The 21,816-nt window shown below is 60.8% G+C and carries 20 protein-coding genes; 10 read left to right on the top strand and 10 right to left on the bottom strand.

Annotated features, from left to right (window positions below):
- Nucleotides 1-33: 33 nt before the first annotated feature.
- Nucleotides 34-657 carry a hypothetical protein gene (locus tag SH292x_RS00455; RefSeq protein ID WP_442483599.1) on the top strand — a complete coding sequence of 208 codons (624 nt, stop codon included), beginning with the start codon at nt 34-36 and terminating at the stop codon, nt 655-657.
- Nucleotides 658-671: 14 nt separating this feature from the next.
- Here SH292x_RS00455 and SH292x_RS00450 read toward each other — a convergent pair whose 3' ends face one another.
- The 9 genes from SH292x_RS00450 to SH292x_RS00410 form a co-directional block, all read right to left on the bottom strand.
- Entirely contained in the window at nt 672-932 is a 261-nt protein-coding gene (locus tag SH292x_RS00450) for a hypothetical protein (protein WP_442483598.1), read from the bottom strand.
- A gap of 55 nt (nt 933-987) precedes the next feature.
- On the bottom strand, nt 988-1,395 hold the full coding sequence (locus tag SH292x_RS00445; protein ID WP_442483597.1) for a hypothetical protein: 408 nt from the start codon (nt 1,393-1,395) through the stop codon (nt 988-990).
- A gap of 200 nt (nt 1,396-1,595) precedes the next feature.
- A complete protein-coding gene (locus tag SH292x_RS00440; RefSeq protein WP_442483596.1) occupies nt 1,596-2,234 on the bottom strand; it encodes an RNA polymerase sigma factor in 639 nt (212 codons plus the stop codon).
- Nucleotides 2,235-2,299: 65 nt separating this feature from the next.
- Nucleotides 2,300-3,607, bottom strand: a complete 1,308-nt coding sequence (locus SH292x_RS00435; protein ID WP_442483595.1) for a hypothetical protein — start codon at nt 3,605-3,607, stop codon at nt 2,300-2,302.
- 29 nt (nt 3,608-3,636) lie between these two features.
- Entirely contained in the window at nt 3,637-5,781 is a 2,145-nt protein-coding gene (locus tag SH292x_RS00430; protein ID WP_442483594.1) for a serine/threonine-protein kinase, read from the bottom strand.
- A gap of 372 nt (nt 5,782-6,153) precedes the next feature.
- A complete protein-coding gene (locus SH292x_RS00425) occupies nt 6,154-7,569 on the bottom strand; it encodes an FHA domain-containing protein (RefSeq protein WP_442483593.1) in 1,416 nt (471 codons plus the stop codon).
- Between the two features lie 188 nt (nt 7,570-7,757).
- Nucleotides 7,758-8,570: a hypothetical protein gene (locus tag SH292x_RS00420; RefSeq protein WP_442483592.1), complete on the bottom strand. Its 813-nt coding sequence runs from the start codon at nt 8,568-8,570 to the stop codon at nt 7,758-7,760.
- A gap of 320 nt (nt 8,571-8,890) precedes the next feature.
- The gene (locus tag SH292x_RS00415) at nt 8,891-9,151 is read right to left on the bottom strand and encodes a DUF4160 domain-containing protein (protein WP_442483591.1); all 261 of its coding nucleotides are present in this window, start codon (nt 9,149-9,151) and stop codon (nt 8,891-8,893) included.
- Nucleotides 9,144-9,425, bottom strand: coding sequence for a DUF2442 domain-containing protein (locus SH292x_RS00410; protein WP_442483590.1), 282 nt, complete (start codon nt 9,423-9,425; stop codon nt 9,144-9,146). The genes SH292x_RS00415 and SH292x_RS00410 overlap by 8 nt, the downstream gene beginning before the upstream one ends.
- 861 nt (nt 9,426-10,286) lie before the next feature.
- On the opposite strand from SH292x_RS00410, the gene SH292x_RS00405 reads away from it, so the two are divergent.
- From SH292x_RS00405 to SH292x_RS00375, 7 genes are all read left to right on the top strand, one after another.
- Entirely contained in the window at nt 10,287-10,916 is a 630-nt protein-coding gene (locus tag SH292x_RS00405) for a hypothetical protein (RefSeq protein WP_442483589.1), read from the top strand.
- A gap of 49 nt (nt 10,917-10,965) precedes the next feature.
- Nucleotides 10,966-11,463: an SRPBCC family protein gene (locus SH292x_RS00400; protein ID WP_442483588.1), complete on the top strand. Its 498-nt coding sequence runs from the start codon at nt 10,966-10,968 to the stop codon at nt 11,461-11,463.
- 112 nt (nt 11,464-11,575) lie between these two features.
- Nucleotides 11,576-12,193, top strand: coding sequence for a WcaF family extracellular polysaccharide biosynthesis acetyltransferase (locus SH292x_RS00395; RefSeq protein ID WP_442483587.1), 618 nt, complete (start codon nt 11,576-11,578; stop codon nt 12,191-12,193).
- 576 nt (nt 12,194-12,769) lie between these two features.
- Entirely contained in the window at nt 12,770-14,368 is a 1,599-nt protein-coding gene (locus SH292x_RS00390; protein WP_442483586.1) for a glycosyltransferase family 4 protein, read from the top strand.
- A gap of 94 nt (nt 14,369-14,462) precedes the next feature.
- Nucleotides 14,463-15,440 carry a GDP-L-fucose synthase family protein gene (locus SH292x_RS00385; protein ID WP_442483585.1) on the top strand — a complete coding sequence of 326 codons (978 nt, stop codon included), beginning with the start codon at nt 14,463-14,465 and terminating at the stop codon, nt 15,438-15,440.
- Nucleotides 15,441-15,512: 72 nt separating this feature from the next.
- Complete coding sequence (gene gmd / locus SH292x_RS00380) at nt 15,513-16,592, top strand: GDP-mannose 4,6-dehydratase (RefSeq protein WP_442483584.1); 1,080 nt, start codon at nt 15,513-15,515, stop codon at nt 16,590-16,592.
- A gap of 114 nt (nt 16,593-16,706) precedes the next feature.
- A complete protein-coding gene (locus SH292x_RS00375) occupies nt 16,707-17,975 on the top strand; it encodes a glycosyltransferase family 4 protein (RefSeq protein WP_442483583.1) in 1,269 nt (422 codons plus the stop codon).
- A 74-nt stretch (nt 17,976-18,049) separates the two neighbouring features.
- Here SH292x_RS00375 and wecB read toward each other — a convergent pair whose 3' ends face one another.
- A complete protein-coding gene (gene wecB, locus SH292x_RS00370; RefSeq protein ID WP_442483582.1) occupies nt 18,050-19,189 on the bottom strand; it encodes a non-hydrolyzing UDP-N-acetylglucosamine 2-epimerase in 1,140 nt (379 codons plus the stop codon).
- A gap of 538 nt (nt 19,190-19,727) precedes the next feature.
- Between wecB and SH292x_RS00365 the strand changes: the two genes are divergently transcribed.
- Both SH292x_RS00365 and SH292x_RS00360 read left to right on the top strand, forming a co-directional pair.
- On the top strand, nt 19,728-21,095 hold the full coding sequence (locus SH292x_RS00365; RefSeq protein WP_442483581.1) for a trypsin-like serine protease: 1,368 nt from the start codon (nt 19,728-19,730) through the stop codon (nt 21,093-21,095).
- A 112-nt stretch (nt 21,096-21,207) separates the two neighbouring features.
- Nucleotides 21,208-21,765 carry a KdsC family phosphatase gene (locus SH292x_RS00360; RefSeq protein WP_442483580.1) on the top strand — a complete coding sequence of 186 codons (558 nt, stop codon included), beginning with the start codon at nt 21,208-21,210 and terminating at the stop codon, nt 21,763-21,765.
- Nucleotides 21,766-21,816: the final 51 nt, after the last annotated feature.

Genomic DNA, 21,816 nt, shown 5'->3' with positions numbered 1-21,816 from the left:
ACTGAGATGAATTTGGCCTCGATTCGAACCAAGTTGGGTGAGTTTCCGCTTGATTCAAGTTCAGGCATTGTTGCCCATCTACATCCTGACCTCAGCTTGCCAAGATGGGAAATCAAGGTTTCGGCAGAGGGACAGGTAGTTCTTCCTTACGAGCCGGAGCCCCATGACATTTGCTACAGTGCCTATCTCTTCTTCTCCACCGCAGAAGCTCGCAATTTCGCCGGGCTTTCAGGCAAACGGATCTCCCACCTGGACCCCAAACAAGAACTGCTCCCCCACGATAGCGCAGGTTTTTACTCCGGCTACCATCAATTGACGGCCGACCACTCACTCCAATTCGCAGAAATACAAGGCAGCCGTATTGGAATCGAATGGTCGTTTGAGGCGAGCGAGCGAGACGACATGTCCGACGCCGAAGACATAGTTGTCAAAGGGTCAATTCGCCTGAAGGGAGCGGTCGTCAGTTACGATGACGAGTTTTGGAAGATGGTGCGCAGCGCTCCGAATTCCGATACATCCCTCGACTGGGCAATGGAGGAATGGCAGCCCGACTGGGCTTCGGCGGAGAGCTGTCTAACGCAGTTCTTTGATCGAAAGTTCTTCGACGAACCGGAGAAATGGCGGGGGTGCGTGTACTATCCAGCGCGGACCGAATAGCAAGAATCCCAAATTTAGAAGCCTACTGATTGCGAAGCCTTCGCCTTCACCACATCCAAAAAACTACCCGCCTGGACGTAGGCTTCGTACTCAGCCTGTTCCGATTCGGTGAGCTCGCCTTCGTTGCACTTCTGAGCCAGCTCGCTCATCTTCTGCTGCATCGCGGCGCTCGCCTTGAGACCAGCGAGGCGCAATGCGACATCCGGCGTGAGCGACGACGTGAAGTCGTCGAGCAGCTCGCCGATGATGGCCGCTTGTTGGGTGGTGGTGTCCATATCGCAATCATAGCCTAGGACGAGCTCGCCGCCAACTTTAGTGCCTGCTTCCCCCCTACTTCGGCAAATGCCCCACGCTCGACTGAAAGTACTTCTTCCGCCGACCCGTGACTTCTTCGCTGTCGCTCGCGGCTTGGGCCGCTTCGAGATCGGCGACGCTCGCCGTGCAGACGCGGCAGCGGGCTACTTCGAGGTGGAAGCGGATGTAGTCGCTTTGGTCGCCGTCGAGGATGCCCATCAAATAGCTGCCGAGTTCCGTCCGCTGGGGGCAGCTCAAGCGATGCCTGCGCCAGATCGCGCCGATCGTATGAATCCCCGCGTCCCGCCGCCCCACGACCACCTTGAGCTGCTCGCGCAAGCTATCGCTCGTCCGCAGCGCCTCTTCAATCGCCGCCATGTCGTCCGCCGGCAGCGCCTCGTCGAGGTAGGCTTCGAGTTCAGAAGTTTCGTAAGTGTCGGACATGTTTAAATTGGGGGATGAACCACCGAGGGCACGGAGAACAGGAAGTGATTCTGGTTTGCTTCACCTTGTTTAACGCCCAGCCGTAGGCGCCGGCTAACTCCGAGGCACCAGTAGCCGGCCCCTACGGCTAGGCGTTAAACGAGCTTCCCCTCTCCGCGTTCTCCGTGCTCTCTGTGGTTAATAACTCTTCGTGGTTAGTCTTACGCCTCGTCATAAAGCTCCGGGAACACGTCGTCGCTCAACTCCTGCCGGCGGACCAACGTTTTGAGCCTCGCCAGGAAGTCGAACTTGAAGTTCGCCACTTGTTGTTCGGTGATATCCAAGAGCTTGGCCACACGTTTGTTCGCGAGGCCTCGCACGAACAAGAGCTCGATGCACTTGAGCTTCGTCCAGTCGCCCCGTTCGCGCCACCGCTCGATCTCGCTGGCGATGGCTTCTGAAATGGCCCGCTCTTCGAGGCCTTGCCGCTCGCCGCTACGGGCGATGCTGCTGGCGGCCCGGGCGTTACCGGGCAGGTCCCACGCCGCGCCGTCCGAGCCCTCGGTGCTTGAGAGTGGCAGCACCGGCCGGCGACCTTCGCGGCGCAAGTGATCGGTCAGCTTGTGCGCGGCGATCGTGAACAGCCAGCTCTCCAGCGGTCGGCGGGGATCGTAGTTCGGCAGGCTCGTGAGGAAGCCGACGAACGTCTCCTGCACCACGTCCTCGCTCGCCGCACGGCGACGAAGCCGACTCTCGACGAACGCCAGGAGTCGCCCCTCGTACTCGTCGATCAGGCGTGTCCAGGCGTCGGCGTTTCCGCGGCGAATGTCTTCGACAAGTAAGGCGTCGGGGTTAGGCATCGGCGGTGGGGAGAGGGGGAGGTTCAACTGGCCATCGCAGCCGCTCGCGGCTTAGCCGGTGGAATCTAGAAGTACCTGTCCCACCACTCGGCCGTTGCCGCGATCAGCATCACGCCCCCGATTATCGCCGCGGGGACGCCGATAAACAACCGCTTGGTGTAATAGCCTTTGGTCGCCGTGTCGATCTTGATCAGCCCCAGCACGCCGGCCAACGACAGCATTACGCCTACCATCAGGTTGCGGACCCAGGCGATGCGATGCATCCGCGCGTGCGCTCGCCACTGGGCGACCATGAAGTCGGAGTTGGCGCTGTCGATTTCCAGCAAGTAGTGAAGATTCGACAGCGGTTTTTCGGTGTGCTCAAAGTCTTCCGTTTGACAGTATTCGTTCGAAACCAAGTTGTCATAAATGAAGTCGCGCGTAATCCCCAACTGTGGCAGCGAATGCACCAGCCCCATGCCGTGATCGCCCACCGTCTGATGCAGGTAATTGCTCACGGCCTGCTCAATTTTTGGATCGATCTTCGTGCGGCACTCCTCTTCCGAAGGGTACCAGCTCGACGACACTAGTCGGCGATAGACGTTCGGCACGCTCTTCGGCGGGTGCGACACCCAATCGGGAACCGGAACTTCTGGAGTTACTGGAGATGCGTCGAGCGACTCGTCGACGCGGTGCTCAAGCGTTTCGTCCTCATCTGACTGCTCGCCATCCATCGGAATCTCGCCATGCGATTGGCTTCCCTCATCCGATGAGATAATAAACGTCTCCGTTTCGCCGCCATCAATGGGATGACCGAACTGCCCCGCCATCATTTGGTTTCGAGCTTGGGCGAGTACCTGCTCGTCCTCTCGGACGTGCAGCGAGCTGTAACCCACGAACAACAGCACAAACGGAATCGCCAGCGCCGCGAACCCCATCGTCGGTCCCGCGTGCTTAAACAGCAGGAACACGATCACGCCAAACACCAGCAGTACCAAGGGCGACACCGCCACCCAACTCGGAGCATTGGGGAAGTTGGCCTGAGGAGTACCTGTGTGCAGAGTGCTGAGGTGCGTGCGAAACTCATGGGCCTGCCGGCGATACTGGTCGGCCATCTGGCGGTTCGTGTCGTTATCGACCGAGCGCTCCAAATCCTCCGCCATCCGATCGAAGGTAGCGATCTGATCTTCAAAAAAAGCCCGCTGCTGTCCCAGGTTAGCGGTGTGGTTAAAGCTCGGCACCGCCGCCATCCGCCAGAGGAACAATAGTCCAATCACCACGCCGAGCGCGATCGCCACGCCCTTCGTGGCACCACGCGTGTGGCGATTCGAAAGTCCGAGCACCAGCAGCACAATCACTGGCACAACCATCGCCGACATCGCTATGAGAATCATCCCAAATTCCGAGGCGGATATCATCGACATCATACGGCCCTCGCGGATTCGACGGCCACTTTACGACCGCTAGGAGGAAGCCAAGGACTCACGAACTGCGCGGCGATCGCCACGATGCCGGCGACCACCATGCCCGTCGGCTGGGGGTACCAGCACACGAGGTGGGCAAGCCACGCGACCGAAACCGCAATGCCGACGCTCACAATGCTGAGCCGATGCCGGCGGGCGAACTCCGTCTGACGCCACCAACGCAGTACCAGCATCAGCAGCGAGAAGTACAGCACCGAGCATACCCAGTCGGGCATGACCAAGTAGTTGCCGTAGTTAGCCATGAAGTCGCTATCGCCTTTGTTCATCAGCTCGGCAATCAAACTATCGTTGGCCTCGATGCCGGCGTCGCGAAACTTCGGCACGCCAATCATCATCGTGCTCGACAGCCACCACGCCACGAGACCCACGAGCGCGCCGCCAACCCCCTGCCACACACGAATGGGCATTTGGTCTTCGTAGCGTCCTTCGGTCAGCTTGCCAGTGATTAGCACCACCCACGTCATGAACGTCGAGACGGCCGTGAACCACAGGTGCAGTGGGATCCGCTCGTTCGCCGAACTGCCACCCACCACCACCACGGCCAGCAGCGACAGGAACGTGCACGCGATGCCCGCCATCACCATCGACTTGATCAATTCGGAGAGTTGCTCGCGGAACGACTTCGCACGCAGCTCGGCATGCACCCGCTGTTTCCAGTCCGCACGCAAGTAACGGGCCTTCATCGCCGCGTTGCGGCGACGCTCGGCACGCGACATTGGCGGCGCGTCGGGTTGGGGTTGAACACGGTCGCTCGGCGGCAAGTCGACAAAGTTCTGCCGAGCCACCGACTCGCGCTGCCGACGCTTGATCTGCGTCGGACGAATCGCAACCGCCCAAAACGCGTAATACAGTCCATAGACGGCCAGCACCAACACGCCGGTAGCCCCCCATCGGGGCAAGCTTGTGACCAGCGCGGCAACGATCACCATCAACACCAGCGCCTTCGCCACCGGGTGCGCGGGCCACGCGTCCCAGCGCTCGATCCAGCTACTCCACATGTTGGCGAGGTAGTCGTGGATCGGTTCGCGGAGCGGCTCCTCGCTTGGCTTCGTGTGCGGCCCTTGTTTGCCCCCGTGTTGACCATGGAACAAAGGAGGAGGCACTTTGCCACGCACCGACGTGTCTGGAAATTGCAGCGACGCACCAATGCCATCCGGCGCCGCATGACGGGCCGTCCAGGCTTCGGTTTGTTTAGGGCGTAGCGGGCCGACGCTCTTGCCGTCAGGCAGCAAGTCGAGCAGCTCGCCCACGCTACCAATGCGGACCAGCGGATCCTTGGCCAGCGTTCGCTGGACGATCTCGCGGTACGACGCATCGAGCTTCGACAGGTCGGGCTCGGCCGTCAGGTGTTTCATCAGCACTTCGCCGACGCTCTCCCCCTCGAACGGCACATGGCCGGTGAGCATCTCGTAGAGCATCACGCCCAGGGCGTAGGTATCGATCTCGCGGCCATAGCGACCGTTGGCGATTTCGGGGGCCATGTAGTGCACCGTGCCGACGCTCTCGGTCTGCCCACTGCGGCGGCTGCACGAGATGAACTTCGACAGGCCATAGTCGCCAATTTTGACGGTGCCCCCTTCAGTCGAGTCGTAGTCGAGGAACACGTTGCCCGGCTTCAGGTCGCGGTGCACGATGCCATGGTCGTGCAAGTAAGCCACGCCCGCGCCGATGCCCTGCATCCACTTAAGCACTTCGTCTTTGGGCATGCCGGTGGGGTGGCGTTCGATGGCTTCTTCCAGCGACTCGCCGGATACGTATTCCATCACCACCCATTGGTCGCCCATCGAGTCGGTGCGGATGTCGTAGATCGCGATCAGGTTCACGTGCTTGAGATTCAAGCAGTGCTTCACGCCGCGGAGTTCGACGTCCAGGTTGCGGCGAATGAGCTTCAGCGCCACTTCCTTGCCAGCGTCGCTCGTGGCGAAGTAGACCTCGCCGAAGCCACCACGCCCCACCCCGCGCTTGATGGTGTAGCCTTCCAGAGGCTGGCTACCTGTCGGGTAGAGGAATTTGACCGGCGCGCGCTCCGCAACTTCCGCGGCGGGATCGAGCAGGTCGTCGGGTTGTGGCGTGCGTACGTCCATCGTTTGCATGGCTGACTGGGTTACTCGGGTTTAGTGTAACCGCTTCTCACTCCCATTTCGCCCTTGAAGACCCAACCTTGCCCCAATTGCGGCAAGATTTGGGCAATTTCCCCTAATGATTTTCGCCGGGTGCCTGGGGTCGAGTTCCACGAGCCCCCAGTGTCGATCGCCATTTTTCGTTTAACGCCCAGCCGTAGGCGCCGGCTAACTTCGAGGCACCAGTAGCCGGCGCCTACGGCTGGGCGTTAAACGAGAGAGTGGATGGCAAATCGGCGTCCCATCCTTCTTCCTTCCTCCGTGCTCTCTGTGGTTCATCCACTCTCTGGGGGCTCGCAGGACTCGTCCCCAGCCACCCATGACCTCCCCAATTCCCTAAACCTCTTCCAAACTGATAGCAAACTCCTCGCCTTCGATCCGCGCGCCGCTTTCCAGCACCATCGGACCGTCGGCCGCCACCCCGTCGACGTTCATCGCCATCGTCGAACGGCAGTGCAGCCGGCCGTTCAGGCGGAACAGCATCACGTCCCCCACCCACCGGCGGCAGGCAATGTGCGAATGCGACTTGGGCCCCAGCAGACAACTGTCGGCCATCAGCAGCACCGTGTCCGCACGGGGTTCGGTGCGATGGCCCGATAGCATTACCAGTCGTGCCGTGGCGCTCAGGGCGTGTGGCCGGGTGAACTCCATTCGGACGGCGCTCCCCAACTGAATCACATGCCGATTCCCCAGCACCATCGGGCCGGTGAGTTTACGGCCATCAACGGTCACGTCTCCCAGCGGGTCGAGCGTGTAGCTCCCGCCGTCGCGACGCAACACGGCGTGACGCCGAGAAAGGTCGGCGCAGATCGGTACCGCGATCGAACTTCCGGGAGTCGGCTGGCCCAGCACCACCTCGTCGTCGAGGCAAACCAGGAAGCCACCCACGGCGTCGACCCACAGCATGATTCGTTCGGGGGCTGCACTGCCAGTCATGGTGTCGTCGGGAGCCGAAGTAGGTCGGGCGGCGTGGGCCGTGTCATTCATGGCAAGGCTGGCGTGATGCCGTCCTCCGCCATGATACACGTGCGTCGCGTCGAGACCCACGGCATGCCACGCCTGTCGGCGAGCCGCGCGGGCCACTCGGTCTCGCGGCGCGAGTGCCAGCATCCGGTCGGCACGCCCCAGCACGTCGTGCCAGTCGTGACGTTCGGCCGAAGTGTGCAGTTGACTAGCGATGTTCACGTGCTCGTCACACGTCGCGGCGAGTTTCTCGATGCGGCGACCAATCGGCCCCGCGTCGAGCGTGGTCGTATGCTCCCGCACACTGCCAGCGAGCGCGTCGAGCATCTGACGGGCTTCGCTGCTACCGCCAGCGGCCAAACGCTGCTCAGCCTCGGTGAGTTTTGCCGTCACGTGTTCGAGCCAGCGGACATCAGGGTCCACTAGCCCGCGCTCGCGGACCTTGGCAAGTTCCTGCTGCGCGGCGGCGGTGCGTCCCTCGGCCAGGCACTCAATCGCCCGGCAAATGTGACGCTCGCGATATTCTTGTCGTAAATCTTCAATCCCCGCGTCGCTCCCCGCCATGTGCCGGGCAAGCTCCAGGTCGTTCCACCCAGCACGCGAGTAACCCGCCTCGAACCGCCCGCGAGCCCGCTGCGCCACGCGCCCCGCCAGTTCGGCCGACAACTCGCGTGCCTGCCGAAAGTCGCGGATCTCTTTCTGCTCGACGATGGCACAAGCACGGTCCAGCTGACCCGCCTTGATCGCCCGCCGCGCTTCACCGAGTTGCATTCGCCAGGAAGGAAACATAGAGAGAATCTGTTAAGGGTTCGGAACGCGAGCTACGAAAAATGACCAATGCCGAATTTCCAATGACCAATGAAGATCGCTTGCGCTTCAACATTGGTCATTGGTCATTCGTCATTGTGGCTTCATTATCCAGTGACCGTTGAAGATCGCTTGCGCGTCCTCATTGGTCATTGGTCCTTCTGAATTGGTCATTCAGTCTCTTCGTAACTCACCTCGGCAATCTTGCCGTCCTTTTCGTTCATCTTGAAGTACGACGCCACTTGGTCGGTGATGTCGGCCGAGTCTTCGGGGTCGAGCGAGATTTCGGTCTCGATGTCGACGTTCGCATTGGCAATCCGGGCCTTCACGTCCAGCGTGGTGCGGATGTCGTTGATCAACTGCTTGGTGCGAGCCAATTGGCTGTCGTCGAACACCAGGTCGCTCGAAGCCTGCGCGACTTCCACCAACTGACGCTTGGCGTCCAGGCACTTGAGGTCGGTCTCGAGCTTCTTCTGCGACGAAACCATCGCCGCGTACTTCTCGCGAGCCGCATTCAGGTTCGCGGCACGGGCGTCGCGCATCTGGCTCAGGCTCGCAATCGTTTCGTCGTCCACCTTGAAGCGAGCGAACTTGCTCTTCAGGCTCCGCTCGACGTCGCCTCGGTCGTAGCTGCGGCTGGCGTAGCGGAACTGGCTCTTGCCGCTCGTGAGGTCGGTTTGAAGCTGCATGATCTCGCCCTGCAGCTTGCCGCTGCTAGCTTCCGAGGCGGCGATTTGCTCGTCGAGTTGCTCGAGCGCCACTTCTTCCTCGGCAATCACTCGCCGGGCATCGTCGATCACCGGCTTCAGGTCGCGAACCATCTGCCGAGCACGCTCGATCTGAAACTCGGTCGGCACGGCGTTCTTCACGCCATCTGACACGCGGTTCGCCCCGGTCTTCAGGTAACTAAAGGCATCCCTGCCAAACAACAGGCCGGCAACCAAGCCGACAGCAAGCACCGTAACAATGGTTTTTTTGATCATGGGACCAGCTCCTTGACCGGTAGAGAACTTCCGAAAGCGGCAATGGGCGAACTTTCGCATGATTCAGCTTTCGTGCGGGACGAACAAAAAGGGACAACCACCTAGCGGACCGCCCCCTCGTACCAGGGTGAGGGTGTTAAAAAATGACGGTCCAATCAGTCATTCGCCGGCCAAGGAGCGATCTTTGGAAAAGTTTGGAAGTTTTTTGCGAGTTGCTAGCTCACGCCCCCATCGAGCCGGGTGGCGCTAGCCCCCGGCTCGATGAGGACTTGTAGGGTGCATGCAATGCACAAGAAAGAGCTCAAGAGCAAACGTAGGCGCTACGCGAGCGGGTCGATCTTCTCAAGCGGATCGAGATTGCTCGCCAGTTGCCAATCGTCACGCAGTGCGTCTTGGTGCAGCGCGGCCCACTCCATCACCAACCCGGTCGCACGAGCTGGTAGTCGCCCGGCAATCACGCCGAGCGTCTCGATATCGACGACCATTTCCGAGCCGCCGTACTCCGCATGAAAATGAGGCGGGGCGTGATCGCCAAAGTACATCTTGATCACGATGCCATAGAACCGGCTGATCTCAGGCATGGGCGGCGGACTTAAAGCCAGGGAAAACCTCGCTGGCCGACTTGCCGGTTACCCTCAGGTAGAGGGAGTCCGGGCATAGATCAACGTCGCCGGGCCAAACCAGTTCACCATGGGAGCCAATGGCGACTTGCGCGAAGACTTCAGGATTGTCCCAGATCGCAAACACGCCCCTTCCCGCCAAGTCCGACAGATCCACCTCGCCCTCCACGCCATCTTCGAACCGGAGCTGAAGCCGATAGCCGGGGAGCGGAGTTGCTTTGGAAATGGGAAACATGGCATCCATCCGGGGCCGGTCTGTCGCTAATCGAAAAGCAAAAATGTCCCGTCTTCGGTACGACTAAAGTATAGACCAACGCTCGGTCCCCAATCCACTACGAACCTAGAGCTTTATCCTCCCAGCCCTCTCTAAATCCCCGAAAAACCCAAGACTTCCGTCATGGGCTAGGGCTGAAAACTATTTCCACTTTTTTCCAGAATCCGACTAGAAAGCGCGCTCTACATGTGTTCTACTGCACACGTTCACCACATGAGTGGACATGCGTTCTTTGACAGCTTGAAATAACAGTGAAAAACGACCTGCGAAGGCTGGGGCGCGTGAGTCAGCGTGCGTAGTGTCATTCCGACAGGAGTGGAGCGACTGAGGAATCTACGTGGCGTTGCAGGACCACGGGGCCACCTTGGGAGGTCACGAGTTCTAGCGTTTGACAGAGGCAAAGTCGTTCGAGCGGTAAACGAGATTTCTCGGTCGTAGAACTCCCGTCGAAATGACACACGGCAGCATCCCTTCCGTCTTCGTAAAGTCGCACCTGCGGTTACCCCCTGCGACATTACTCCTTGGCGAAGGTCCTCGCGAAGCTTCGCAACGTGTTGAAGCGAAACGTGTTAGGCCAAACCCTCCAGAGAGCCGAAAAATAATAATGTCGCAGTCGATGAAATACTCGCCGATCGCGACATTATTCGTAGCCGGATTCGCCAAGTTCGAAATTGAGCGAAACAACCTCCGGGGACTAACGCCCCCGGCTCGACTGGGAGAGGTGGAGGAAAGTCTGATAGACTTCCCTTCGTCGAACCACGCTTTGGTGGTCGGCGTAGAATGAGAGATCGCCCTGCCCTCGCCTCCCTGCGGAGTTTTCCTATGTCCCGCCTGTTGCCCTTGTTCGGTTTGCTCGCCGTGGTGCTCGTTGGCACTTCGGGCTGCGAGAAGACCGAGTCGTCGCTCCCCGCCGGAATGACCGAGAAGCAGGTTTCGGACTATCGCGGCACCTTGATAACGACCGAGGAACCCGCGGACGCTAAAGCGGTGATCGAAGTCCGTGATTCGTTGCGTAAGCTAGGCGAAGAAGGTGTCGACCCGATCAAAGGCCAAGTAACGGTGATCGGCGTCATCGGCTCGATGCCGAATCCGTACACCGCGGAGGCGGCTCCAGCGTTTCCTTGGGTCGAGGGCTTCGCGGCGTTCTCGCTCGTGGATCCTTCGACGGTCGCTCAGTTCGAGGGACACCAACACGCCGAGGGCGAGGAGTGCATGTTTTGCGCGGGCAACGCTCGCAAGCTGGTCGACACGGTCGCCCAGGTCCGCTTCCGCGATGTCAGCGGCGAACCGATCGCCGCCCGCGCCGACAAACTGCTCGGCCTTCGCGAGGGAGACACCGTAGTCGTGGTGGGCACGGGGAGCATCGAACTCGGATCGCTGGTCGTCGACGCCCAGAAGGTCTACGTGAAGCCCAAGGTTGCCGAAGCGCACGTGGCGTCTATCGTGCCGTAGCGAGCGGCTCGAAGGGCGAGCCGCACCAGGCGACTCCTTCGGGCAGACGATGATCACGATTACGCGCAACACAGGTCCGGGGGGCGGCTACGTCCTCGAAACCGAAATGGTCCTGGCGAGTCCGCTCGAAGAGGTGTTCGACTTCTTCGCCGATGCGACGAATTTAGAGCGAATCACGCCCCCATGGCTCCAGTTTCGGGTGCTCACGCCGGGTCCTATCGAGATGTTCGCGGGCCAGCTGATCGACTACCGCCTGAAGCTTCACGGCGTGCCGATTCGCTGGCGGACGGAGATCGCAGGCTGGGATCCTCCCCACGAGTTCTGCGACACCCAGCTTCGCGGCCCGTATCGCCTGTGGCGACACCAGCACTACTTCGAAGAAGTCGCGGGCGGAACACTCTGCCGCGACGTGGTCTACTACCGCGTGCCTGGCGGGCCGCTGGTCCACTGGCTGCTCGTCCGCCGCGACGTGGAGACCATCTTCACCTACCGTGCGAAGGTGCTCCGCGAGCTCTTCGGCTCGGCGACCACGCTACAGCCGGCTTAATCGCTACAACGCATCCCGTTGCTGGCAGGGGTGTCTCGGGTGAACTACGATGCACAGATCGAGGCGCAACGCTTCGAACTTGCCCGTCACTCTCCTTCGCCCATAACTCCTCGTGTCCGATACGTTTCGCGATCACGCCGAACCTGCTTCACCAGTCGAGAAGGACTCGAACGGCGCGTGGGTTGATCTGTCGAACTACCGTATCACGGGCTATCAACAAGCGAGCCGGTGGAAACGAGTACTGTGGTACGCGACGGGCGAGGTGCTGTTCGCCTCGCCCTTGCCCGTGCCGAGCAGCCTTAAATGCACGGTGCTTCGGTGGTTTGGGGCGACAATTGGCAACGGCGTGGTCATTAAACCACGGGTGCGAATTAAGTTCCCCTGGCAACTCGAAATCGGCGATCACACGTGGATTGGCGAAGGAACCTGGATCGACAACCTCGGCATGGTTCGCATTGGGAGTAACGTCTGCATCTCGCAGGGGGTCTACTTCTGCACCGGCAGCCACGACCATCGCAGCCGGGGGTTCGAACTGCTCGTCGCCCCGATCACGGTGGGCGATGGGGCATGGGTCGCCACGCGCTCGACGCTGCTGCAGGGAGTGACCATCGGCCCCAACGCCCTGGTCGCGGCGGCCAGTATGGTCCATAAGGACGTGGCTGCAGGGACGATAGTCGGCGGCAACCCCGCGGTGCTCGTCCGGCACCGCGAGCCCCCCGTCAGCCTGTAACCGCCGGCGGTGATAGCAATGTGGCGTTTTTTCGACACGTTGCGGCGACACAACCACGCGGCGACGGGCCTCCCAGCTTGGCCGAACCCGAGTCGGCCGGGCCGCGTATTACGTCTGTGTCGATGGTGAGGCTCCGAGAGTCCTCTCGGTACGCCCACCCATCGGGCCCCTGGGGGGACGGCGGCGAGGGGGATAAACTCTATTTTTCACGTGTTGTCACCGATTGAGACCGGAACGGAACCGCCAAGGACCTCTCCCAAAACGGGGCGTGCCGACGGCGAGAGCCTCACTAGCTTGTCCGCCGTTTGGCATACGATGTGCCAGCTAAGTCCTGGCACCTCACGGACAGCGATGTCCTTAACAACTCCTTACGACTTGGCAAATCAAGCAAGAGATAGCAACCACAACGATCGAAGGGAATTGAGGGTAGGCGACTGCTAGCCCTTTGATGAATTCCCCACCCGCGATCATCGACGACTTTCCACAACCGCCTATATTGAATGTCTGGCCACGATCTGTGGTTAGGCAACGCTTCGACCGAATACTTCAAGACTGACGCACCAAGGCCATCGGTTTATGTTGGATCCAACGATTCTGCTCTACGTGATCGCAGGCATTGGTGCCTTTGTGGCGAGCTTGGCCATTACGCCACTCGTTCGTGCGACCTCCATTCGCCTGGGATTCGTCGATCGCCCCGATCGCCGCCGCAAAGCTCATAAAGCTCCTGTAGCGCTCGGTGGCGGTGCCGCCGTGTTCGTGGCGATGGCACTCGCCGTTACTGCGGTGCTCGTCACGGCCAGCTTTATGGGAGTCGAGATTCCCAAGCCTGGGACCTTCGTTCCACTCGTTTGCCTAGCGATCGGTGCGGTTAGCATCGTGGCGCTCGGGTTGCTCGACGATCTCAAGGGACTTCGTGGTCGCTATAAGCTACTTGGGCAACTGGCTATCGCCGCACTGCTCGTTTGGTCGGGCATTCGCATTGAGGGATTCACGGTCTTTGGCAACCAAGTCACTCTTGGCTGGTTTGTTATTCCTGCCACTTTGTTCTGGCTCGTCGGCACGACGAACGCCGTGAACTTGATCGATGGCATCGACGGTCTCGCCGGTAGCGTTGGCTTGATCCTGTGCCTGACGCTTGCCGCGATCACTGGCGGTCAAGGCAACATCACTCAGACTTGCGTGATGCTCGCCCTCGCTGGGGCGTTGCTCGGGTTCCTGCGTTACAACTTTGCCCCCGCCACGATCTATCTCGGCGACGCGGGTAGCATGTTGGTGGGTCTCGCCTGCGGCACCATTGCGGTGATGGCGAGTGCCAAGTCGTCGGCGGCCATGGCGTTCGCGGTCCCCATCGCAGTGTGGTCGGTGCCGATTCTGGACTCGTTCGCCGCGCTGGTGCGACGCAAACTAACGGGCCGAAGCATGTTTTCGCCCGACCGCGGTCACTTGCACCACTCGCTCTTGGTGCGTGGTTGGACCGTGCAGCAAGCGGCTCTTTTCATCGCGCTCATTTGTGCCACCACCTGCTTGAGCGCCGTACTGAGCATCTACCTGAAGAAGGAATGGATCGCGATTGTCACCGTAATTGCGGTCATGATCTTCCTGATTTCCACTCGCACCTTTGGCCACATCGAATTTCAACTGCTCAAGGGACGCATGCACCGCATGGCAAGTTCCTTTGGCGTTCGCGAAGGTTCGAAGGGTGCCAGCCTGAGAGAAAGTTCGTTCCAACTGCAAGGTTCGCGCGAGTGGAGCAAGCTGTGGGCGGCGATTGTCGAGGCGGCGGAAACCTACCAGCTTACTCGCATTAAGTTGACGATCGATATGCCGTTGCTCCACGAGTCGTTCTACGCTTCATGGGACACATCGCGAGCCGTTTCGGCCGACGCCCACGTTTGGCGACTCTCGCATCCCCTGGTGATCGATGGCGATCACGTGGGGCAAATGGAAATCGCCGGCGAGACGAAATCGGAGGCGCGAGGTTCGACGCTCGCTCAGATTGGCCAAGTGCTCGATTTCCTCGAACCGATCGAAGACGACATCCGCTACATTCGCGAGCATATTCAGGTCGACGAGTTGTCGATGCGTGCTTGTCGCACCCAAGAACGATCGCTGGCGACGGAATCACTCACACGAACCCCCGTCAGCGCCGAGTTTCCCCCTGTTGTTCCTAACTGACACCGCGTTCCCTCCTCCTCCCTCCGCGTAGCGTTGCCCGTCGATTAACCGACCTGCCAAACGCTTCTACGCCACTCCTCCCGCCATACCAACCATGTCGAGCCAAGAACTGCCTCGCGATGTTCGCTTTTTCGTCACGGGCCACCGCGGAATGGTGGGGTCTGCGATCGTGCGGCGACTCGAGCAAGATGGGTTTACCAACATCTTGACCGCTAGTCGCAGCGAACTCGACTTGCGCAATCAGGCGGCGGTCGATCGTTGGTTCGAAGAGAATCAACCCGAGTACATCTTTCACGCCGCGGGTACCGTGGGTGGCATTTTCGCCAACTCGAGTCGTCCTGCCGAGTTCCTGTACGACAACTTGATGATCCACGCCACGGTGATGCAGGCCGCGTGGCGGACCGGCGTGAAGAAGCTGTTGTACCTTGGCAGCAGTTGCATTTATCCTCGCGACTGCCCTCAGCCAATCCGCGAAGAGTACCTGCTCACGGGGCCGCTGGAGCGGACCAACGAGGCCTACGCGATTGCGAAGATCGCCGGACTGAAGTCGTGCGAAGCGTACCGCCAGCAGTACGGGATGAACTTCATCTCGGCGATGCCCACCAACTTGTACGGACCCAACGATCACTTCGATCTTCGTAACTCGCACGTGCTCCCCGCACTCATTCGCAAGTTTCACGATTGTCGCGAGCAAGGCGGTGGAACTGTGACCATCTGGGGCACGGGCAAGCCACGCCGCGAGTTCCTGCATGTCGACGACCTCGCCGATGCGTGCTTGTTCTTGATGCGCCACTACGACGAAGCGGGTACCATCAACGTGGGCGCGGGTACCGACCAGTCGATTGCCGAACTGGCGTCGCTGATCCGCGAGGTGGTGTGTCCGGAAGCCGAACTGACGTTCGACACCAGCATGCCCGACGGCACGCCGCAGAAGCTGCTGGACGTCTCGCGAATTCACCAGCTGGGTTGGCATCACCGCATCGAGCTGCGAGCGGGGCTGGAATCCACCTACGACTGGTTTCGCCAGCATTCGGCCGGCGAATCGCTGGCCCGGGGTTTGTCCCACACCTAAGGTGACTGGCACCCGCCGTTTAAGCTATACTTCCTGAATCAAACTTTACTACGCCCATTTCGAGAAGCTGTCATGTCGGATTCCACCCAACGCACCAAAGTCGCCCTGGTCACCGGTATTACCGGCCAGGACGGTTCGTACTTGACCGAACTTCTACTCTCCAAAGGGTACGAAGTGTGGGGCATTATCCGCCGGAGCTCCTCGTTCAACACCGATCGCATCGACCATTTGTACCAGGACCCGCACGAGCCGAACGTTCGGCTGCATTTGCGGTACGGCGATTTGTCGGACGCGTCGAGCCTGCTGAAGATTTTCGCCGAAGCCCAGCCCACCGAGGTCTACAACCTGGCGGCCCAATCGCACGTCAAGGTTTCGTTTGACATCCCCGAGTACACCGCCGACGTAACCGGGGTGGGCGTGGTTCGTATTCTCGAAGCGATCCGGCAGTTGAATCTGAATACGCGGTTCTACCAAGCCTCGTCGTCCGAGCTGTACGGCAAGGTGACCGAGACTCCGCAATCGGAGACCACCCCGTTCTGGCCCCGCAGCCCCTACGCGTGTGCCAAGGCCCTTGGTTTTTACATGACTCGCAACTATCGCGAGTCCTACGGCATGTTTGCCGTGAATGGCATTCTGTTCAACCACGAATCACCGCGTCGTGGCGAGACGTTCGTCACTCGTAAGATCAGCCGTGCCGCGGCGCGTATCAGCCTCGGCATGCAGGAGACTCTGTACTTGGGTAACCTCGATGCACGTCGCGACTGGGGCTTCGCCGGCGACTACGTCGAGGCGATGTGGCGCATGCTACAGGTGGACGACCCCGATGATTTTGTCATCGCGACGGGCGAGACGCATACGGTCCGCGAGTTTTGTGAGTTGTGCTTCCAGGAAGTCGGACTGCCGATTGAGTGGAAGGGATCGGAAGCCAACGAGGTCGGTCTAGGCCCCGATGGTCAAGTGATGATTCGCATCGACCCCAAGTATTTCCGCCCGGCCGAGGTCGACCTGCTGCTGGGCGATCCCAGCAAGGCTCGCCGACTACTCAACTGGTCGCCGACCGTCATGCTCGACGAACTGGCGAAGATGATGGTTCACAGCGATCTGGATTTGTCCAAACACGAAGCCATCGAGCGGGGCATTGCCACGGCCTAATCGGGTTGGTGCTGCTTCGTCGCCGTCGTGGTGGTTCCCTGTCTTTCGTTTCCTCGATTACCTCCTTTCGACCTGGGCACGGATCGCCGGGGCTCGCAACCCGTCTCGTGCCGCATGCCGTCGAAGCCTCGCATCTTGTTCATCAGCCAGGTTTACGTCCCCGACCCGGCTGCGGTGGGACAGTACATGGCCGACGCCGCCAGTGCGCTGGCGAAGCGTGGTTACGATGTCCGCGTGCTGACCTCGGCACGTGGCTATGCCGATCCTTCGGTAAAGTATCCTCGGCATGAGTGGCGTGATGGCGTAGAGATCATTCGCCTGCCCCTCTCTTCGCTGGGCAAGCGGACGATCCTGCACCGCTTGGCTGGCCAGTTGATGTTCCTGTTCCAAGCCGTGCTCCGCGGGCTTTTCACACCACGGCTTGCCGGGATGGTGGTCAGCACCTCGCCTCCGATGGCCTCGGTGGCGACGCTCGCGATCCACTGGATACGCCGCGTGCCGTTCACGTTCTGGGCAATGGACCTGAATCCCGATCAAGTGATCGCCACCGGTGCGATGAAACCAGAAGCCCTGCCGGTGAAGGCGCTCGACTGGTTGAATCGCCGGACTCTAAAGGCCGCGTCGGCGGTGATCGCGCTCGATCCGTTCATGGCCGACCGATTGCATGCGAAGCTCGATGTTCGCGACAAGATCACGGTCTTCCCTCCCTGGCCGATGGAAGACGACCTTCGCATCGTTGCCAAGGCCGACAATCCCTTCATTGCCCGCCACCAACTCGAAAACAAACGAGTCGTGATGTACAGCGGCAATCATGGACTCACGACGCCGGTCGATTTGCTGGTCGATGCCTCGCTGGAGTTGGGCGAAGGCAACCCGCTGCATTTCATGTTCATTGGTGCCGGGGCTGGCAAACGGGTGGTGGACGAAGCCATCGCCAAGCATCAGCCCAAGAACTTGGTGTCGCTTCCCTACCAACCTCTCTCCGAAATTTGCTACTCACTCTCGGCGGCCGACGTGCACTTGGTGCTGATGTCGGAAGAGCTGATCGGCATCGTGCATCCGTGCAAGGTTTACGGTGCGATGGCGGTGGGCAAGCCGATTCTGTTCATGGGTCCGGTGCCCAGTCACATCTCCGAGATCCTAGAGCTTGCCCCCATCGGTTGGCGCATTCCCACCGGTGATAGGCAAGCGGTTCGCGACGTCCTCGCCGAAATCGAGCGATTGCCGCAAGACGAACTGGAAGCGATGGGCCAGCGAGCGCGCGAGCTGGTCAACGAGCGGTTCAGCAAGGAGACGCTCTGCCGCCGGTTTTGCGATGTCGTCGAAGGGACGTTGCCAGAACGGGTCCGACTTTCGACGCAAGCGCCAAGCTTGGCGACTTAAATGATCACGGAAGCCGTTTTGTAGGGCAAATCGGGCTCAGAGAGCCCTCCCACAGTTGGTGGCTACCGCGACGTTTAATTGGCGATGCGCCGCTCGCCGATGAGCGTCACGATTCGCTCGGCCGCGTGGCCATCGCCGTAGGGATTCGCGACTTCGGCCATCGCACGATACGCCTTGGTGTTCGTGAGCAGTTCGCTCACCTGGTCGACGATCGGTCCTTCGTGTGGGCCAACGAGTCGCACGGTGCCGGCGGTCACCCCTTCGGGCCGCTCCGTGGTGTCACGCATCACGAGCACGGGCTTGCCGAGGCTGGGGGCTTCTTCCTGCACGCCGCCCGAATCGGTGAGCACCACCCGGCATCGCGACAGCAGGCCCACGAACTCACGGTAAGGTTGCGGGTCGATCAGGCGAATGTTGGGTGTCTCGCCGAGCTCGCGGTGCACCACTTGCTTGACGTTGGGGTTCAGGTGCACGGGGTAGACGAACAGATGATCCTCGAACCGTGCGGCGAGCTTCGCCACGGCCCGGCAGATCTCGCCAAACCCATCGCCAAAGTTCTCGCGGCGATGCCCGGTGACCAGCACGAACGGCCTCTCTGGAAAGTCGTCGCCAATCTGGCTCTGCAGTCGCTGTTCGATCTCGCGACCGATCTTCGGATCGCGCTGGCGGGCGACTTCCCACTCCAGGGCGTCGATCACCGTGTTGCCAGTGACATGCACGGCGTCGCTCGGGATGCCCTCCGCAAGCAGATGATCACGGGCCGTGAAAGTCGGGGCGAAGTGCAGCGTAGCGATGCGGGACGCCATCTGGCGATTGGCTTCTTCGGGAAACGGCGCGGCGAGATTGCCGGTACGAAGACCCGCCTCGACGTGCCCCACCGGAATACCGCGATAGAAGGCCGCGAGCGCCCCGCACAGCACGGTGGTGGTGTCGCCTTGCACCAGTACCATGTCGGGCTTGTCGGCGAGCAGCATCTCGTCAATGCGGTCCATCAGCCGCGAGGTGAGCGAAGCGAGCGTCTGGTTGGGCTGCATCACGTCGAGCTGGCGATGCACCGGGATGCCGAACAGCTCGATCACCTGCCCGATGAGTTCGCGGTGTTGCCCGGTGTTAACGACCCAGGGTTCGAGGTTCGGATCGTCCTTGAGTGCCTGGATGACGGGGGCAAGTTTGATGGCTTCGGGCCGAGTGCCCATGAGTACGGCAACACGCATGGCGGGATACAAGCTGGCGGAGGGAGTTGGGGGGGGAACATTGAAACTCTACTATGCTTGGCGGGGTGGCTCGCCGCCACGATTGCTACGGTCCTTCCCACCCGTCCCCCCGGCTAAAGTGCGTGGACCCCACCATTGGGGGCTTGGAACGGTGTGAAACGCGAGAAATATCGGAGTTCGGCAAGGGTTTGCACCGCCGCCCCGCACGCCAAATGCTTGCTAGAATGCTGGGCGTGGCTAAGATGGAAGTTGGGCGCACGGCTCGTCGCGCCACCCCCGGGGGCAGGAACAGAGAACCCCTAGAACTTTTCCCCGCCGCCCCCTCGCACGTTCGGAACAGAGTGGTGATGACTCGCGCAACTGTGGACCCTTCTGTACCCGCCGGTAACGCAATGCCGACGCTCGCTCGACGTGCGGTTCTGATCGCATCACTGCTGATCGCAAGTCTGGCGATGACGCCGGCCTCGGCGCTGGTGGTGATGAACTACAACCCGGCGAACAACTACGTTGCCCCGACGCAGGGGACGAACAGTGGTGGATGGGTCGCGCAAACGCGGACCCCGGTTGGTCGAACTCCACTTCCCGCGGTGTGTACTTGGGCAATGGTTGGGTGCTGTCCGCTGCTCACACCGGAATCGTCAACGGGCAAGCCGAAACCATCAACGGTCAAAATTACGGAGTGGTCAAAGACTCGGCCATCAATATCAAGAACCCGACGGCGCTCGTGAATGCCGGCGTCGGAGCGCTAGCTGACCTGCGGCTGGTGCGACTCAATACACTATCGCAATTCGATGGTTCGCCCGAACAGCGCGCGGCCGCTCTCGGTTTGCCACTCCAACCCATTCACCTCCCCAACTCCCGGCTTGCCACCAACCAGCAACTGGTGGTGATCGGTAGAGGTCGCATCAAGGCCGATGGAGCCCCCCTGCTGCATGCCGATACGAGTTACACGGGTGGGGTCCCCAATTGGCCATCGTTTACAACGTGCGTCGGATGTTTTCACACGCTCGACTCCAACACGCTGCATGCCGTTGGTTACACCGTCTCGACTACCATGCGCCAAACGTGGGGAACCAACCGCGTCGAAAACCCTAGCTCGGTTGCCAACAGCTTGAGCGATTTTGTTTCGAAGGGAGGAACCTGGGTAACGGGAACCACCGCGGTCCAGGCCTTCGACTTCGACGAATACAACTTCACGACCGATGCCAACGGCAACGTGATTGGCGGCGGGGGCAATGAAGTACAGGGAGCGGCGAACGACTCTGGATCGGGAGTTTACGCCTGGAACGCCGCGCTGGAACGCTGGGAACTAAGTGGCGTGATGCACACCATCGCACGTTACGGGGCGAACAACCAGGCTTTAGCCATCCGACGTGGCGCTTCGGCGCTGGGCGACCTGACCGTCTTCTCCGAGCTGTCCGTCTATCGCACCCAAATCGAAGCCTACATGGCCCCGCCCGTCGGCTACGAATGGAATGGCGAGGGGACCGACACCCGATTCTTCCACATGGTCGGTCGCGATGTCGCCTACGACGCCGCTGGCTCGCTGGTGGTCACCGAAGGGATGTGGGGCGACATCAATCTCGATGGCGTGGTGTCGGGCGATGGCTCGGGTGCCTGGGCCACCGACGACGTCACGGCGTTCGTCCAGGGCTGGGGCTACCAGCAGGGCTCGGGCGATATCCTCTCTTGGAAGCGTGGCGACATGAACCAGGATGGGCGAGTGGACCTCGACGACTTCCTGTTGCTCCGCCAAGGGGTGCAGCAGGCGAGCGGTGCTTCGCTCAGCCTCAGCGCCCTGTTCGGCACGTCGTCTCAAGTAGTCCCCGAGCCCGCGACCGCCGGGATCTTGGCAGCCGCCGGATTGGGGCTTCTGGCTTGGCGCCGGCTTCGCCGCTCTCGCTAGTTCGCCTAGCTGCCCTCGGCAGTGAACGCTTGCCCCCATAGCCAGCCGGCCGGATCCTCGGCACATTGCACGCTGGCACGATGAATTGGATTCTCCCTTTCGCGAGGCAAGCATGGATTGGCTGCTCGATTTGTTTCGACCCTCGCCGTACGAGCGGCATCAACGTTTCTTGCGCCGCGCGAGCCGGCTGCTCCCCGCGAAGATCGACGCCGTGGTGTTCGACTTCGATGGTGTGTTCACCGACAACCGCGTGACGGTGGATCAGGACGGCCGCGAGTCGGCGACCGCCAGCCGGCTGGATGGCATGGGCATCGGGCAGCTCAAGAAGACCGGCACGCCGGTGATGGTGCTGTCGAAAGAGCCGGTGCCGATCGTGATGCACCGCTGCAAGAAGCTGGGTCTCGAATGCCAGCACGGCGTGAACGACAAACTTCCGCTGCTGGAAGAGTGGCTCGCCGAGCGGCGGCTATCGCTCGCCAACCTCATCTACATGGGCAACGACATCAACGATTTGGAGTGCCTCGCGGCCGCCGGCTGCGCGGTAATTCCCTCCGACGCCCACCCGGATGTTTTTCCGGTCGCCGACCTGGTGCTCGACTACCCCGGCGGCATGGGGGCAGTAAGGCAGTTGTGCGACTTGGTGTGCTGGCAGCTGGCAAAGAAGTCGTAGCCGGGCCTCGCAACAGTTCGGGCCTGCGAATGGAAGAGGTGGGGAACAGGA

It is taken from the genome of Aeoliella fuhlenseeensis, assembly GCF_052161615.1.
GTDB lineage: Bacteria > Planctomycetota > Planctomycetia > Pirellulales > Lacipirellulaceae > Aeoliella.
This window is presented reverse-complemented; position numbering and strand designations above follow the sequence as displayed.

What these genes read in the sequence shown, in the direction of transcription:
- wecB (WP_442483582.1), bottom strand. Translation starts at nt 19,189, where the DNA reads ATGCGTGTTGCCGTACTCATGGGCACTCGGCCCGAAGCCATCAAACTT.
- SH292x_RS00450 (WP_442483598.1), bottom strand. Translation starts at nt 932, where the DNA reads ATGGACACCACCACCCAACAAGCGGCCATCATCGGCGAGCTGCTCGAC.
- SH292x_RS00375 (WP_442483583.1), top strand. Translation starts at nt 16,707, where the DNA reads ATGCCGTCGAAGCCTCGCATCTTGTTCATCAGCCAGGTTTACGTCCCC.
- SH292x_RS00385 (WP_442483585.1), top strand. Translation starts at nt 14,463, where the DNA reads ATGTCGAGCCAAGAACTGCCTCGCGATGTTCGCTTTTTCGTCACGGGC.
- SH292x_RS00440 (WP_442483596.1), bottom strand. Translation starts at nt 2,234, where the DNA reads ATGCCTAACCCCGACGCCTTACTTGTCGAAGACATTCGCCGCGGAAAC.
- SH292x_RS00420 (WP_442483592.1), bottom strand. Translation starts at nt 8,570, where the DNA reads ATGATCAAAAAAACCATTGTTACGGTGCTTGCTGTCGGCTTGGTTGCC.
- SH292x_RS00435 (WP_442483595.1), bottom strand. Translation starts at nt 3,607, where the DNA reads ATGATTCTCATAGCGATGTCGGCGATGGTTGTGCCAGTGATTGTGCTG.
- SH292x_RS00410 (WP_442483590.1), bottom strand. Translation starts at nt 9,425, where the DNA reads ATGTTTCCCATTTCCAAAGCAACTCCGCTCCCCGGCTATCGGCTTCAG.
- gmd (WP_442483584.1), top strand. Translation starts at nt 15,513, where the DNA reads ATGTCGGATTCCACCCAACGCACCAAAGTCGCCCTGGTCACCGGTATT.
- SH292x_RS00390 (WP_442483586.1), top strand. Translation starts at nt 12,770, where the DNA reads ATGTTGGATCCAACGATTCTGCTCTACGTGATCGCAGGCATTGGTGCC.
- SH292x_RS00430 (WP_442483594.1), bottom strand. Translation starts at nt 5,781, where the DNA reads ATGGACGTACGCACGCCACAACCCGACGACCTGCTCGATCCCGCCGCG.
- SH292x_RS00360 (WP_442483580.1), top strand. Translation starts at nt 21,208, where the DNA reads ATGGATTGGCTGCTCGATTTGTTTCGACCCTCGCCGTACGAGCGGCAT.
- SH292x_RS00400 (WP_442483588.1), top strand. Translation starts at nt 10,966, where the DNA reads ATGATCACGATTACGCGCAACACAGGTCCGGGGGGCGGCTACGTCCTC.
- SH292x_RS00425 (WP_442483593.1), bottom strand. Translation starts at nt 7,569, where the DNA reads ATGTTTCCTTCCTGGCGAATGCAACTCGGTGAAGCGCGGCGGGCGATC.
- SH292x_RS00415 (WP_442483591.1), bottom strand. Translation starts at nt 9,151, where the DNA reads ATGCCTGAGATCAGCCGGTTCTATGGCATCGTGATCAAGATGTACTTT.
- SH292x_RS00405 (WP_442483589.1), top strand. Translation starts at nt 10,287, where the DNA reads ATGTCCCGCCTGTTGCCCTTGTTCGGTTTGCTCGCCGTGGTGCTCGTT.
- SH292x_RS00365 (WP_442483581.1), top strand. Translation starts at nt 19,728, where the DNA reads ATGGGTCGCGCAAACGCGGACCCCGGTTGGTCGAACTCCACTTCCCGC.
- SH292x_RS00445 (WP_442483597.1), bottom strand. Translation starts at nt 1,395, where the DNA reads ATGTCCGACACTTACGAAACTTCTGAACTCGAAGCCTACCTCGACGAG.